Annotated in this window: 16 protein-coding genes; 10 read left to right on the top strand and 6 right to left on the bottom strand. The window is 38.0% G+C overall.

Annotated features, from left to right (window positions below; all coding sequences use genetic code 11):
• Positions 1–41 precede the first annotated feature (41 nt).
• Positions 42–590: a DUF2239 family protein gene (locus NQ782_RS13095; RefSeq protein WP_001092994.1), complete on the bottom strand. Its 549-nt coding sequence runs from the start codon at positions 588–590 to the stop codon at positions 42–44.
• Positions 591–812: 222 nt separating this feature from the next.
• Here NQ782_RS13095 and NQ782_RS13090 point away from each other — a divergent pair, with 222 nt between their 5' ends.
• Entirely contained in the window at positions 813–1,325 is a 513-nt protein-coding gene (locus tag NQ782_RS13090) for a hypothetical protein (protein WP_057094089.1), read from the top strand.
• Positions 1,326–1,372: 47 nt separating this feature from the next.
• Here the strand turns inward: NQ782_RS13090 and NQ782_RS13085 are convergent, their stop codons facing one another.
• From NQ782_RS13085 to NQ782_RS13075, 3 genes are all read right to left on the bottom strand, one after another.
• Complete coding sequence (locus tag NQ782_RS13085) at positions 1,373–2,710, bottom strand: CitMHS family transporter (protein ID WP_000956796.1); 1,338 nt, start codon at positions 2,708–2,710, stop codon at positions 1,373–1,375.
• A 552-nt stretch (positions 2,711–3,262) separates the two neighbouring features.
• The gene (locus NQ782_RS13080; RefSeq protein ID WP_000051871.1) at positions 3,263–4,588 is read right to left on the bottom strand and encodes a hemolysin family protein; all 1,326 of its coding nucleotides are present in this window, start codon (positions 4,586–4,588) and stop codon (positions 3,263–3,265) included.
• Positions 4,589–4,711: 123 nt separating this feature from the next.
• Entirely contained in the window at positions 4,712–5,701 is a 990-nt protein-coding gene (locus NQ782_RS13075) for a LysR family transcriptional regulator (protein ID WP_001047619.1), read from the bottom strand.
• A 588-nt stretch (positions 5,702–6,289) separates the two neighbouring features.
• Between NQ782_RS13075 and NQ782_RS13070 the strand changes: the two genes are divergently transcribed.
• The gene (locus tag NQ782_RS13070) at positions 6,290–7,894 is read left to right on the top strand and encodes an isocitrate lyase (RefSeq protein WP_000214787.1); all 1,605 of its coding nucleotides are present in this window, start codon (positions 6,290–6,292) and stop codon (positions 7,892–7,894) included.
• A gap of 63 nt (positions 7,895–7,957) precedes the next feature.
• Here NQ782_RS13070 and NQ782_RS13065 read toward each other — a convergent pair whose 3' ends face one another.
• Together NQ782_RS13065 and NQ782_RS13060 are read right to left on the bottom strand one after the other, a co-directional pair.
• Positions 7,958–8,437, bottom strand: a complete 480-nt coding sequence (locus NQ782_RS13065) for a copper resistance protein NlpE (RefSeq protein ID WP_000749180.1) — start codon at positions 8,435–8,437, stop codon at positions 7,958–7,960.
• Positions 8,438–8,639: 202 nt separating this feature from the next.
• Positions 8,640–8,963 carry a hypothetical protein gene (locus tag NQ782_RS13060; protein WP_000688341.1) on the bottom strand — a complete coding sequence of 108 codons (324 nt, stop codon included), beginning with the start codon at positions 8,961–8,963 and terminating at the stop codon, positions 8,640–8,642.
• A 194-nt stretch (positions 8,964–9,157) separates the two neighbouring features.
• Between NQ782_RS13060 and NQ782_RS13055 the strand changes: the two genes are divergently transcribed.
• The 8 genes from NQ782_RS13055 (at position 9,158) to NQ782_RS13020 (ending at position 14,915) form a co-directional block, all read left to right on the top strand.
• Positions 9,158–10,033, top strand: a complete 876-nt coding sequence (locus NQ782_RS13055) for an urease accessory protein UreD (RefSeq protein WP_079745734.1) — start codon at positions 9,158–9,160, stop codon at positions 10,031–10,033.
• A 101-nt stretch (positions 10,034–10,134) separates the two neighbouring features.
• Positions 10,135–10,437: an urease subunit gamma gene (ureA, locus tag NQ782_RS13050; protein WP_000422460.1), complete on the top strand. Its 303-nt coding sequence runs from the start codon at positions 10,135–10,137 to the stop codon at positions 10,435–10,437.
• Positions 10,438–10,448: 11 nt separating this feature from the next.
• Positions 10,449–10,757, top strand: coding sequence for an urease subunit beta (locus NQ782_RS13045; RefSeq protein ID WP_000612142.1), 309 nt, complete (start codon positions 10,449–10,451; stop codon positions 10,755–10,757).
• 36 nt (positions 10,758–10,793) lie between these two features.
• Positions 10,794–12,494, top strand: coding sequence for an urease subunit alpha (ureC, locus tag NQ782_RS13040; protein ID WP_057093080.1), 1,701 nt, complete (start codon positions 10,794–10,796; stop codon positions 12,492–12,494).
• A gap of 69 nt (positions 12,495–12,563) precedes the next feature.
• Complete coding sequence (ureE, locus tag NQ782_RS13035) at positions 12,564–13,046, top strand: urease accessory protein UreE (RefSeq protein ID WP_000708728.1); 483 nt, start codon at positions 12,564–12,566, stop codon at positions 13,044–13,046.
• Positions 13,033–13,698, top strand: coding sequence for an urease accessory protein UreF (locus NQ782_RS13030; RefSeq protein WP_000103635.1), 666 nt, complete (start codon positions 13,033–13,035; stop codon positions 13,696–13,698). Before ureE ends, NQ782_RS13030 begins: the two co-directional genes overlap by 14 nt.
• Positions 13,699–13,721: 23 nt before the next feature.
• On the top strand, positions 13,722–14,336 hold the full coding sequence (ureG, locus tag NQ782_RS13025; protein ID WP_000140200.1) for an urease accessory protein UreG: 615 nt from the start codon (positions 13,722–13,724) through the stop codon (positions 14,334–14,336).
• A 9-nt stretch (positions 14,337–14,345) separates the two neighbouring features.
• Positions 14,346–14,915, top strand: coding sequence for a HupE/UreJ family protein (locus NQ782_RS13020; protein WP_057093078.1), 570 nt, complete (start codon positions 14,346–14,348; stop codon positions 14,913–14,915).
• The last annotated feature ends 36 nt before the right edge of the window (positions 14,916–14,951 follow it).

Here is a 14,951-nt window from a genome sequence, read left to right as displayed (position 1 = left end):
ATAAGTTCTAAAGACCCGCGTAAGCGGGTTTTTTATTAAGTTTAGAAAACATTTTGAGCTTTTAAAGTTAAATATTCTCTTAAATCTTTAGGGTAGCTCTGAATCATTTTTAAAAATATATCTCGATCACCTTGATATAAGGCGCGTGTTGCTTCCTCGTAATTTGGCATATTGCCTAACATAGCAGACATAAAACGGTCGATGGCTTGTTTGGCTAGCATAATATTGCCTTCAGAATGTGGGTTATTTAACTCTTTATCAATTAACTTGCGAATCACTGCTGATGCACTTGCACTTTGTTGATCTAACCAATCCCAATGTTTTTTCTGTAAAGTGATTTCACGTGAAATTACTCCAAGTTTAGGTCGTCCAACTTTTTTAATTTCTTCCGGTTCAGCATAACGTTGTTGAAGTTCTTGTTCCGAACCAGAAAGGTCAAGATCAATTTGTTGACCTGTTTGATCATTAAAAATCAGAATATTTTCTGTTGTTTTAGGAAGAGTTTTTAGTTTCTTTGCAAGTTCAACAAGGGAGTCACTCGCAATAAGCGTGCTTCCAGTGAAAGCAGTATAGGTGATTTTAGTATTCATTTTAGTCGCATATTTTTATCTGGGTAAAATAATATTATCAGGGTAAAAATAATTTGGCAAATGGTAAAAATCATAACCAAAGAATTAACTGATTTTATGAGTGCAGTCTCTGAGATTAGGACTATAAAAATAGTCAAGATAATAGGCTATTTAAAATTTTACTCTGCTTTAGTATCGCTTTTATGAGAGAATACGCCTTTAGTTGTATGTATAGAGACTCCTATGTTTGAGCAATCTCCTGAATCTTTAAGCGATATCGAAATTTTAGACATTTTACAGTCGATGAAAAAAGATAAGCTAGATACGGAAGCAAATGAGATCATCCGTAACGGGGGAAAAGCAGGACGTCAGGAAGCGCATAAGCTGGCTTTGGTGGCACTAAATACAAATTTTGAAGAGAAGTTTGTAGAGGCAGTTACTCTTGCACTAGGTTTAAATACAGCTCAAGCTAAAAAAATTCGCTATAAAAAAGATCGAATTCGTATTTTAAAAGCGCGTGGTATTGATTATCTTGCTATTGATGGTGCAGAGACAGCGCAAGTTTTGGCACAAATTTCACAAGCAATTATCCGAGAAGATGCAATAGTTACTCATGACTTGCATAATATTTTCCCATTTTGGAAAGAAGGCTTTCCAATGGTGCAATTTGATAATGCCTATAAAATTTTACAAGAAGATATTAGCTTGCACTTTCATGCGTTCTTAGATGCCATGATTGAGTATGTAAATAAATAAAAAATAAAAGCCCCGATAGGGGCTTTTATTTTTATAGTAGAGCAGAATTACATCGTACTAAAAAGTGGGAAAACACCAATCACTAAAGCTGTACCCATCAATACCATACAAGTGATAAATGCCCACTTAAAAGTGAACTTTTGATGGTCTGCAAAGTCGACTTTAGCAAGACCACATAACAAGTAGGTTGATGGAACGAGAGGTGATAACAAATGCACTGGCTGACCTACAATAGAAGCACGTGCAATCGCTTCTGGGCTAATACCATAATGTGAAGCAGCTTCAGCAAGAATAGGTAATACACCATAGAAGAAGGCATCATTTGACATAAAAAAGGTCAATGGCATGCTTACGAAAGCTGTAATCGGTGCGAGATATGGGCCCATACTTGCAGGAATCATTGCGACAAATTCTTTAGACATTGCTTCAACCATGCCTGTGCCAGATAAGATACCTGTAAAAATACCTGCCGCAAAAATTAAACCTACAACAGCCAAGATACTGTCTGCGTGCATAGCGATACGTTTTTTCTGCATATCAACATCAGGGTAGTTGATGAGCATTGCAATACAGAACGCCAGCATGAATAACACTGACATCGGTAAAATACCTTTGATCAATGCAATCATAAGAAGAATGGTTAGTACCATATTTACTTTACGTAAATGTGGACGAGTTGCTTCTGGGTCTTTTGAAACTGTAATGTTATCACCATGGTGACTTTCAAGCTCAATCACGCCTAAACGTTTTTGCTCATAGCGACCATATAAATATGCCAAGAAGAATAACCAGCCAATACTAATCACCATTGGAAGAATCATTGGTACAAAGATATGGCTTGGGTCAACTTGGAGTGCACTTGCTGCACGGGCAGTAGGGCCACCCCATGGGGTCAGGTTCATTACACCACTACATAACAACATAAGTGCTGTCATGATCAGTGTATTCATACCGAGGCGTTGATAAAGAGGGAGCATGGCTGCCACGCAAATCATGTAAGTGGTTGAGCCATCGCCATCAAGAGAGACTAATGTAGTTAAAAAAACAGTCCCTAATGTAATTTTTAGGGGATCACCTTTAACTTTTTTCAAAATCCATTTAACCGGAGGATCGAAAAGACCTGCATCGATCATTAAGGCAAAATATAAAATTGCAAATAATAGCATTACGCCAGTAGGCGCAAGTTTTTTGATGCCATCTAGCATCATTTCACTGAGACCTTTAAGCTCGATATGGCTCAAGCTTTCAAAGTAGTGACCAAGGCCCCAGGCAATAAGAGAAAAAATAAATGGGATGAGAATTAAAGCAATAATAGGGCTTAAACGTTTGGACATGATTAAATACATGAAGCATAAAATCATACCAACACCAAGTAATGTCAGCATACAATCAATCCTTTGCCTTTAGTTTTACTGAACAAGTTTATTCAAAAACTCTGACCTCGATTATTCTTATGAATTTTTATTAAAAAGACAAATAATATATTTAGTTTATTTGGTTAATATATATTCACTTGGAAAGGTATATTTTGAAGAAATACTGAACATATATAATAATGGTATAGTCTATTTATAATGTATAGTGCTTATTATATATACTTATAAAACCTTTATCATGTTTGAAATTATCATGTATTTTTAAAAATTATATTCTGTTTGAATACTGAAATGAGAAGTATACCCATTTACAATGCTTCTACTCCCTACGTTACATAACGAAAGTGAATCTGTAAATCTTTTATGTGCAAAATTTTATTTTAATTCAATTTAATTTTTTTATTTTAATGAATGAGTTAATTTATATATTTGAAATTGTGATTAGGATAATTAATTTAACTTTTAATATAAAATTATTTAAAAATAATAATTATCTTAAAAGGAATAAATTATTTATCAAAAAATATCCTGCATTTGCAGGATATTTTGCACCAAAATAAATCAATTTTCATCAGGCGGAGAAGGTAAATCATTTTTTTCTAATACACGTGTTACTAATAGCTGATCAATTTTAAAATGGTCTACATCAACAACTTCAAATTTATAGCCACCAAATTCAACAAAGTCGGCTGGACGTGGGATTTTGCGTAAACGGTACATCATGAAACCAGCTAATGTTTCATAATTCTCTTCATCAGGTAGTTCATCCATTTCAAGCGCGTGCTTAAGATCTTCAATAGGTGTACTACCATCAATCAGCCAAGAATTATTATCACGTTTAATAATTTGCTGTTCTTCTTCCATAGGGGTAACCCAATCCCCCATAACAGTAATCATGATATCACTTAGCGTAATTACCCCAACGACAAGCGCATACTCATTAATTACAACAGCAAACTTTTCTTTTGTTGAGCGGAAACGATCGAGTAATTCTGATAGTGTTAAAGTATCAGGTATCATTAGAACCGTACGAATAGTCGATTCATTGAGCTGGGTTAAAGATTGGTTGTTTAAAATACGTACAAGAATATCCTTAGCATCTACATAGCCAATCACTTGATCAATATTTTCGTTACAAACCAGAAATTTGGAATAAGGATATTCTGCCAGTTTTTGGCGAATGCTATCTTCATGTTCGTTAAGCGTAAAATAAACAACATTTTCACGCGTTGTCATACTTGATGGAACGGTACGCTCTTCAAGCTCAAATACGTTTTCAATAAAATGATGTTCTTGTTTTTGTAGTACACCTGCTTGAGCACCTGCATCCATCACTGCTGAAATATCATCAAAAGTAATATTGTCTTCGCGTGTGGTATTTACTTTAAACAAGCGGAATAGCAAATTGGCAATTGCATTAATTCCCCATGCTAGAGGTTTACAGATTTTGATAAAAATCTGAATAGGGTTAATTACACTAATTGCAATTTTTTCAGGTGCGATCATTGCCAAGCGTTTTGGCATTAAATCGGCAAATAAAATAAACAAAGAAGTTACCAATGTGAAAGATAGGGCAAATCCAATGGTTTGCGTCCACGGTCCTTCATAGAAACGGTCAACTAAGTTCACAAAAAAAGGACGAAACGCAGCTTCACCCAATATACCGCCTAAGATTGCAACAGCATTTAAGCCGATTTGGGACGCTGCAAAAAAGTCTGCAGATTGTTCTTGTAAATCAAGTACTTTTTGAGCACGTTCTTCGCCAGCTTCGGCTAAAATCTTTAACTTTACTTTTCTGGCACCAGCTAGAGCAATTTCAGTTAAAGATAAAAAGCCTGCTGCGATGATGAGCAGTACGATGATAATGATATTTTGAAAGAGACTCACAAATCACCCGAGGATCATCATTATTATGACTATGTTTTAACACAAAAAAGCGCTGAGGTAATCAGATTGATTGCTCAGCGCTTAAAGATAATGTTTGAAAGAGACAATTAAATTAAAACTTATTTAATAGTGGGAAAATTGTGAATTATTGGTTAGGAATTCACGATTTTCCTCTTCGATCATTTGGCGAGCAACAAATAGAATGAGTTGGCGTAACCAGCGATGAGCTGGGTGATGGTGCAATAATGGACACCAAGCCATTTTAAGTTCAAACTCAGGAATGTAAAACGGTGGATCTTTAATAACTAATTTTGGATTTTGTGCTTGTAAACGCGCCATTCGAGTTGGAAGAGTAGCGATCAAGTCAACATTTTGAGCAAGTAATGCCGGCATCTGATAGTGACGCGTAAATACAGAAATTTTGCGGCGTTGACCAATACGTTCTAATGCTTGATCAATCCAGCCCAAGCCACCTTGTTTATCTGGGTTTACCCCAAAGCCAACACCCATACCCGTTTTAGATACCCAAATATGTTGAGCATCTAAATAGCTTTTTAGATTTAAATGAGTCACAGCAGGGTGTTTGTCATTTAAAATACAGCTAAAGCTATCACGCCAAACCAAAACTTGGTGGAAGCTTTGCGGGATTTCATTGAAGCGGTTAATGGCTAGATCAACTTTACCCTGTTCCATGTCTCTATATGACACATCACTTGGAGTAAGAAAATCGAGTACAACGTTTGGTGCTTCTGAGCGGAGGGCTTTAACAAGACGAGGGACTAGGGTGGCTTCTGCATAGTCAGAAGTCATAATACGGAAAACGCGATTACTGGTATAAGGGCGGAATTCGGTACGCGGTTCCAAAATCATGGAAAGGTCAGAAAGAGCATCACGAATACGCGGTTGTAATTCAAGTGCACGTTCTGTCGGTGTCATCCCTTCAGATGAGCGGATCAGGAGAGGGTCATTAAATAAATTACGCAAGCGGCGTAAAATATTACTCATGGCAGGCTGAGTAACACCAAGCTGTTCGGCTGCGCGAGTAACGTTTTTTTCACGAAGAAGAACATCAAGATATATTAATAGATTAAGATCTACCCGCTCCAGATTCATAAAAAAAATACCGAAAATAAAACCCTAAAATTGTTTCAAATTATGCCATATTTAAAGAACATTGTGTGAAAAAATGATGAGAAAAACGACATTTTTTGTTGAAATTAAGTATGGGTAAAAAGTATCTCAAATGCTGGATTCTATTATCGTTGATCTATTTTTATTTTTATAATTATTGAACAAAAATATTTTCTTAATATTTAGTACTGTTCTAGCATATTGATTGACATTTTGCATTGGCAAAATTCGCCTAATTTACAATTGACTTTTTATATTAAAAATGAATGGAAAATTTTCAAAAACTGTATAAAAATAAAGCTTGGAGTGTTTTTTAATCAAAATTCTATACTCCTTTAGGATTATTTTGTTTTTATAAACAAAGTGTTATGTTTTTTAGTTTTACTTATAATATCGATTTATTGGTATATTTTTTAAATAAATACTGAAGATTAACGAAGGATATTGGATTAATTGATTGGCTAAGTCTAAGCTGTGTACATGAAGAAGCAGCTGGTGTCATAGGGAATTTTCATAACATGACTCTAGGCTTCGATCGATGAAATCCTAAAATGAATACAGGACAATATCATGACTACATATCAAACAGCGATTGATGCAGTACGTGAATTAAAAGCAAAATTCGGCAACACTTGGGCAGACATTAGCCCAGAAGATGCTGCTCGTATGCAACTTCAAAACCGTTTCAAAACAGGTTTAGATATTGCTAAGTATACAGCTGCGATTATGCGTCGTGATATGGCTGAATACGATGCTGATTCAAGCAAATATACTCAATCATTAGGTTGCTGGCATGGTTTCATCGCTCAACAAAAAATGATTGCTAACAAAAAGTATTTCGGTACGACAAGCAAACGTTATATCTACCTTTCTGGTTGGATGGTTGCTGCTCTTCGTTCAGAATTTGGTCCACTTCCTGACCAATCTATGCACGAGAAAACTTCAGTACCTGCTTTGATCGAAGAAATCTACACTTTCTTACGTCAAGCTGATGCAAAAGAATTAAATGACTTGTTCCGTGCTTTAAATAAAGCAAAAGAAGCTGGTGACTCTGCGAAAGTAGCTGAAATCACAGCTCAAATTGACAACTTCGAAACTCATGTTGTGCCAATTATTGCAGACATCGATGCTGGTTTCGGTAACGAAGAAGCAACTTACTTACTTGCTAAGAAAATGATTGAAGCTGGTGCTTGTGCGCTTCAAATCGAAAACCAAGTATCTGATGCAAAACAATGTGGTCACCAAGCTGGTAAAGTAACTGTTCCACATGAAGACTTCATCGCTAAGATCCATGCACTTCGTTATGCATTCTTAGAAATGGGTGTTGAAGACGGTGTTATCGTTGCTCGTACTGACTCTGAAGGCGCTGACTTAACTCAGAAGATCCCTGTAGTTAAAGAGCCAGGCGATATCGCATCTAAATATATTAGCTACTTAGATACTCAAGAAATTGATATCTCAGAAGCTCAAGAAGATGAGATCTTAATTAAACGTGATGGTAAATTACATCGTCCAACTCGTTTAGCTTCTGGTCTATACCAATTCCGTGAAGGCACTCAGATTGACCGTGTTGTACTTGACTGTATCACTAGCCTTCAAAACGGTGCTGACTTACTTTGGATCGAAACTCCGACTCCAAACGTACAAGAAATTGCACACATGGTTAACCGTGTAAAAGAAGTAGTTCCGAATGCGAAGCTTGTTTATAACAACAGCCCATCATTCAACTGGACTTTAAACTTCCGTCAACAAGCGTACGATCGTTGGGTTGCAGAAGGTAAAGATGTATCTGCTTACGACCGTGCTAAATTAATGAGCGCTGAGTACGACAATACTGAATTAGCTGCTGAAGCTGATGAAAAAATCCGTACTTTCCAAGCAGATGCTGCGCGTGAAGCTGGTGTGTTCCATCACTTGATCACACTTCCTACATACCACACTGCTGCTCTTTCTACTCATGAATTAGCACAAGGTTACTTCGGTGACCAAGGTATGTTAGCTTATGTTGCTGGCGTACAACGTAAAGAAATCCGTGGCGGTATCGCATGTGTGAAACACCAAGCAATGGCTGGTTCTGACATCGGTGATGACCACAAAGAAATCTTCGCTGGTGAAAATGCACTTAAAGCTGGTGACGATGCTAAAAACACAATGAACCAATTCTCAGCTCACTAAGAATTGACTTCATAAAAAACCCGCTCATTTGAGCGGGTTTTTTTATTTATATTGAAAAATAGATTAATCTTCTTTTTTCAAAACATAATGTTCAGCTAAAGAACCTTCAACTTTTTTACCTTCCATATCTAGAGCAGTCGCGGTATTTTCACCAATAAAGAATTTACGGTTTTGAGCTTTATCATCTAAGGTAATAACAGAAGTATTGTCTTTATCGAAAGTAAACTTACCATGGGTTTCAAATGGGTTTGCATCACCTTTACCAAGATAGGTTTCTGTTAGCTCATAAGTTTTATCATCTTTTAACTCTAATTCAGTTTTGATGCCTTCACAGTCTGCACAAGGAAGCGTACCTTTATATTTACCATCCCAGTCTAAAGAATTCTCGGCTGTATGTGCTGTATCTACCGCTTCATTATTATTTGTTTGAGCAGTTTGTACAGGAGTAGATGCATCAGAGGTTGTTTCTGTTTTATTTTCATGTTTATTACATGCGACAAGAAGAGTACTCATAAGTGCAATTGCTAATAATGATTTTTTCATAATGAATAAAACCTCAAAAAATAAATATAAAGTACTGACAGGCTAGGAAAAAAGAATCGAAAATAAAAGCTCTAGTATGTAGCTTAATTTTAACAAAAGGTAAAGTGAGTAAAAATTGCACAGATTGGGGCTATATTTTTTTATATTTTAGTTGAGAATTAAAAGTATCCACTAAAGTGATTTAATGGATACTTTTAAAAATTTATGGTTGGGCAGAAACCCCACCTAAAGAATCGCACGCTGCTTTATAAAGTTGGTATTGCTGTTCTACGACTTCATCTAAGGGCATTGCAAATAATTCTTCACCATTTTTATAGCTTTCTACATAAGAGGTCGCTTTTTCCTTACTCACCGCTAAAGATTGCTGGTAATAAGAGTTGATTGAACTTGTAGAAATTTCACTTGTTTCAATATTTTTACATTGAAAGTTATTTAAAAGTTTTTCTGCACGTTTGACCTCACTTGATTGGCCAAAAATACACCCAGTTAAAAATACAAACGGTACTAACACGAAAAAGATTTTCATGGGAAAAATTTATAAGAGCGAGGATGGGCGCTATTGTATAAATAATTCCATGCTTTACTGTGGTTTTATGTTAGACATTGATGTTTTTTTGACTCATTAAAATAAAAAAATTGTTTCTAAGTTTGTAATAACCACTTTTTGCTTTTGGTGCATATTTTGCTTATCAAAAAAGCCATTATCAAAAATGAGCCAAAATGAATCGAATTCAACAAACTTTTCAGACTTCTTCAGCACCATTTTGGTATGCCCAGTTAGAACTGGGGTTTTGTTATGAAAACTCGCGCACCATAATGAGTCACAGAAAGCATTATGGCCCCGTTCGGGTGCAAAAAATGCTCTGGCCCGAAAAAACTGGGGTTTGTCATGCCATTATTGTTCATCCACCAGCTGGAATTGCAGGCGGTGATCATCTTACTTTTCAAATTGAAACAGAAGGGCAGGCGCATGCTGTAATTACCACACCGGGAGCGGGTAAGTGGTATAGAACAAATGGAAAACAGGCTTTCCAGCATATTTATTTGAATGTAAAAGATGATTCTATTTTAGAGTGGATGCCGCAAGAAACAATGCTTTTTGACGGTGCTTTAGCCCACTCAGAAACAGATATCCACCTTGAACAAACAGCAAGTTTTATTGGATGGGATATGTTGGTCTTGGGGCGGCAGGCTCGGGCTGAGAATTTTGTTCAGGGAAGCTATCACAACCAATTTAAATTATGGCGTAAAAACAAGTTATTAGTTGCTGATACTTTATATTTTGAAGGGGGAGATCGCTGGTTAAGCTCGTGTTTAGGAATGAATAATCAGGCAGTGATGGCTAGCTTTTGGGCCGTGCCCCCTGAAAAATTCCGTTCTTCATTTTATTCAGAGCAACATATTGAACTCATCCGTGAACTCATTATGCGTATGGATGTTCCCGTGACGTTGACCTTATTAGAAGATGTACTGTGTGCGCGTTTTTTAGGAAATGATGTACGACGATGTCATGACGCTTTCGCAGCTATACGGGCTAAATTAAGACGTTATTGGTTTGATTTAGATGAAGAATCTCCAAGAATTTGGAAAACTTAAGTTACGTTAAATTGCATATTTTAAAAACGATTAAAACCGGTATGCTGCTTTTGAGCACGCATTTTGCTTAAAGAAAATTAGATGCTATTTAGGAAAGAGATATGGAACTCAATCCAACAGAAAAAGATAAGTTACTCATTTTTACTGCAGGCTTAGTGGCTGAGCGTCGTAAAGCACGAGGCTTAAAGTTGAACTATCCGGAAGCTGTTGCATTTATTTCTGCAGCCTTACTTGAAGGTGCACGGGATGGTATGACGGTGAGTGAACTTATGCACTTTGGAACGACTTTATTAAAGCGTGAAGATGTCATGGATGGCGTACCGGAAATGATTGCTGAGGTGCAGGTTGAAGCAACTTTTCCTGATGGTTCGAAATTAGTCACTGTTCATCAGCCCATTGTATAAAAGGAATACTTATGATTCCCGGTGAAGTTATTACTCCAGAAACTGACATTGAACTAAATGTTGGACGAGAAACTTTAAAAGTTGTGGTGGCTAATCTTGGCGACAGGCCTATTCAGGTTGGTTCGCATTTTCATTTTTATGAAGCAAACGATGCCTTACAGTTTGATCGTGAGGCAGTCAAAGGTTTTCGGTTAAATATTGCAGCAGGCACAGCAATACGTTTTGAACCAGGACAAAGTCGAGAAGTAGAGCTTGTTGCTTTAGCTGGTAAGCGAGAAGTATATGGTTTTGCTGGTCGGGTAATGGGCAAGCTGGATTAAAGATAACAACAATAATGAAAAGATGAGTAATAAGTTATGAAAATGTCACGTCGTGCATACGCAGAAATGTTTGGTCCAACGGTTGGTGATCGTATTCGTTTGGCTGACACAGCGCTTTTTATTGAAGTTGAGCAAGACTTAACGACATATGGTGAAGAAGTTAAATTTGGTGGCGGAAAAGTTATTCGTGATGGGATGGGGCAATCTCAGCTTTTAGCTGATGAAGTTGCTGATACAGTCATAACCAATGCTTTAATTGTGGACTGGTGGGGAATTGTTAAAGCCGATGTGGGCTTAAAGAATGGACGAATCTGGAAAATAGGGAAAGCTGGAAACCCTGATATTCAACCCGACATTACTATTCCTTTAGGTGCTGCGACAGAAGTAATTGCAGGTGAAGGACAAATTTTAACAGCTGGTGGTATTGATACTCATATTCACTGGATCTGTCCTCAGCAAGTTGAAACCGCGCTGATGTCTGGGACAACGACAATGGTGGGTGGTGGGACAGGACCTGCGGCAGGTACTTCGGCAACGACAGTGACTCCAGGGCCTTGGCATATTGCGACCATGTTGCAGGCGATTGATGATTTGCCTATGAATATTGGTCTATTGGGTAAAGGGAATTTAAGTTTATCTGACCCCATTAGCGAGCAAATTAAAGCAGGAGTAATTGGGTTAAAACTACACGAAGATTGGGGTTCAACACCTGCGGCTATTGATAACTGTTTGAGTGTTGCAGATGAGTATGATGTACAGGTCGCAATTCATACGGATACTTTAAATGAAGGTGGTTTTTTAGAAGAAACGCTAGCGGCATTTAAAGACCGTACGATTCATACTTACCATACCGAAGGTGCGGGCGGCGGGCATGCTCCCGACATTTTAAAAGCAATTGGGCAAAGTAATGTGTTGCCATCTTCGACCAACCCAACACGACCTTATACGATCAATACCATTGATGAGCATTTAGATATGCTCATGGTTTGCCATCATTTAGACCCTGCAATTGCTGAAGATATTGCTTTTGCAGAAAGTCGTATTCGCCGTGAAACCATTGCTGCTGAAGATATTTTACAAGACTTAGGCGCAATTGCCATGATGTCATCTGATTCTCAGGCAATGGGACGTGTGGGTGAAGTGATTTTACGAACTTGGCAAACTGCCCACAAAATGAAAGTACAACGTGGCCCATTAGAGGGTGACAATGAGTTTCATGATAACAATCGCGTTAAACGCTACATTGCCAAATATACAATTAACCCGGCAATTACCCATGGTTTAAGTCATGAAATTGGTTCGGTTGAAGTCGGAAAACTTGCTGATTTAGTGTTATGGAAGCCTGCATTTTTTGGTGTGAAACCTTCCATGATTATTAAAGGTGGCATGATTGCAGCAGCGCCAATGGGTGACATTAATGCTTCAATTCCTACACCTCAACCAGTGCATTATCGTTCAATGTTTGGGGCTTATCCGCGTGGTGTGCATAACACCTGTATTACCTTTTTATCTCAAGTCGCAATTGATGAAAAAGTTGCTGAGAAGCTAAACCTTAAAAAGTTAATCAGTCCGTGTAAAAACACGCGTTCAATTACCAAAGCCGATATGAAACACAATACATATTGTCCTGTTATGCAGGTTCATCCTGAGACTTACGAGGTGCGGGCCGATGGTGAATTACTAACGTGTGAACCTGCTGACGTGTTACCGATGGCACAACGTTATTTCTTGTTTTAATGAATTTATAGAGGTGATTTGCCTCATTACCTTATATATGAAAGAAATAAGTAAGGAGAGAAAAGCTAAATGAAAATTTACACCCAACGTCTTGAAGATATTTCTCCTGATCAGGCATTTGAAACGGTTGAGCTAACGTTTGATACCCGACAAAAATCACGTTTTCGAGCGGCTTTAGCAAGTGGCGTAGATATCGGTGCGGATTTGCCTCGTACTGGCATTTTGCGTAGTGGTTCATATATTGCAACGCAAGAAGGGGATGTATTACGTGTCGATGCCAAACCTGAACGGCTAATGAAAGTCACTGCTCAGACTGAATTTGATTTGCTTAAAGCGGCTTATCATTTAGGTAACCGACATGTGCCATTAATGCTGACACCAACAGCTTTATATTTTGAGCCTGATCATGTGCTTGCAGAAATGGTAGAAGGTTTGGGACTTACTGTGACAGAAACCGATCATCCATTTGAACCTGAAAGCGGTGCCTATGCACAGCATAGCCATGACCATCGTTTAAGTCCAATCAAAGCTTTACACCATGTCCACTCATAATGCTGCGCAATTACTGCAACTGCTGACATTGTCTTCTACGGCATTACCAGTTGGAGCATATTGCTATTCGCAAGGTGTGGAAACCGCCATTGATATTGGCTTAATACACGATGAATCCTCGGCAATTGCTTACTTTGAAGAAGTGCTTGAAATGCTGCTAGTACGCTTTGAGTTACCTGTACTTAAACGTCTTATGCAACATTATGATGACCCAGATCAGTTTCTAATTTGGGCACATTTGTATAAGGCAAGCCGAGAAAGTAAAGAGCTTTTGGCCGAATCTCAGCAACTCGCATTTTCTTTAAATGCATGGATTAAAGATGTTTTAAAGAAAACAGTTGAGGTTAAAAAGCAGTTTGGTTTTGTGCCTGTCTATGCACAGCTTTGCGGTCGTTTAGAACTTAAAGATGTCGATGTACTTACGGCGTATACCTTTACCGTTTTAGAAAATCAGGTTTTAGCCGCGGTAAAAACTGTCCCATTGGGCCAAATGGCAGGACAAAGAATTTTATGGCATTTGCATGGGCGAGTACCACAAGCTGTAGAGAAGGCTTTAAAACTTAAAGATGAGCAATTGAGTAGTGCTTTGCCGCGCTATGCCATGCTGAGCATGAAACACGAAACTCAATATTCACGATTATTCAGATCTTAAGTTTAGGAAAAAGGATAAAAATCATGACAGAACGTAGTCCATTACGAGTCGGAATTGGCGGACCAGTCGGTTCAGGTAAAACAGCACTTACACTTAACTTATGCCGTGCCTTGCGTGATAAATATAATATGGCAGTGGTGACAAATGATATTTATACCAAAGAAGACTCAAACTTTTTAACCCGTAATGAAGCGATGTCACCAGATCGTATTGTAGGTGTCGAGACAGGTGGTTGCCCGCATACAGCAATTCGTGAAGATGCCTCAATTAATTTAGCTGCGATTGATGATCTGTGTGAAAAATTTGATGGCTTAGAACTCATTATTATTGAAAGCGGTGGTGATAATTTAGCGGCAACATTTAGCCCAGAGCTTTCTGATTTAACTTTATATGTCATTGATGTAGCAGGTGGCGAAAAGATCCCTCGTAAAGGAGGACCGGGTATTACCAAGTCAGATTTACTGATTATTAATAAAACTGACCTCGCACCTATGGTGGGAGCAAACCTCGATGTGATGGATCAAGATGCAAAACGCATGCGTGGTGAAAAGCCATTTTTATTTTCAAACATGAAAACACAAGATGGGCTTGAAGAAATTATTCAATTTATTGAGAAGCAAGGGCTGTTTAAGGCTTAAGGAGTAACTATGAACTTCATTAAAAAATGGAGCGTTGGGCTCCTTAGCATGTTACCTGCGTTAGCTATGGCTCATCCGGGGCATGACCATGTACATTCAGGTTTTATGGCAGGCTTTATTCATCCGTTTACGGGGTTGGATCATTTAATAATGGCTTTAGGCTTTGGTGTCTTGCTATGGTCGGTAGCCAAACAGTGGAAAATTGCTGGCGTCAGTACTTTAAGTATCACTTTAGTGATTGGCTTTTTGATAGGTGCTCAAGGTTTGGTACCCGCCAATGTTGCTGAATACGGTATTGTTGCTTCTTTAATTATTACAGCGATTGCGCTATGGACAAAATCAAATCGGATTTTACCTATCGCTGCCGCTTTACTCGCAAGCTTTCATGGTATGGCTCATGGTGTTGAGTTAGCACATGCAGGGCATATCGTGGCGTTAGTAACCGGTATGGTTACTGGTATGGTACTTATCTATTGTGGTGGGCTTGCACTAGGTGCAGTATTTACACGTTATGTGCCATATGGCAAAAAAATTGTAGGTGCCTGTGCAGCGCTTGTTGCAGTGATTGGTTTGGGTTAATTAAAACTTTGTAGCGAAAAAGGTAGCTTAAGGCTA

It is taken from the genome of Acinetobacter sp. BD54 (assembly GCF_044778325.1).
GTDB classification, from domain to species: Bacteria; Pseudomonadota; Gammaproteobacteria; order Pseudomonadales; family Moraxellaceae; genus Acinetobacter; species Acinetobacter baumannii.
This window is presented reverse-complemented; position numbering and strand designations above follow the sequence as displayed.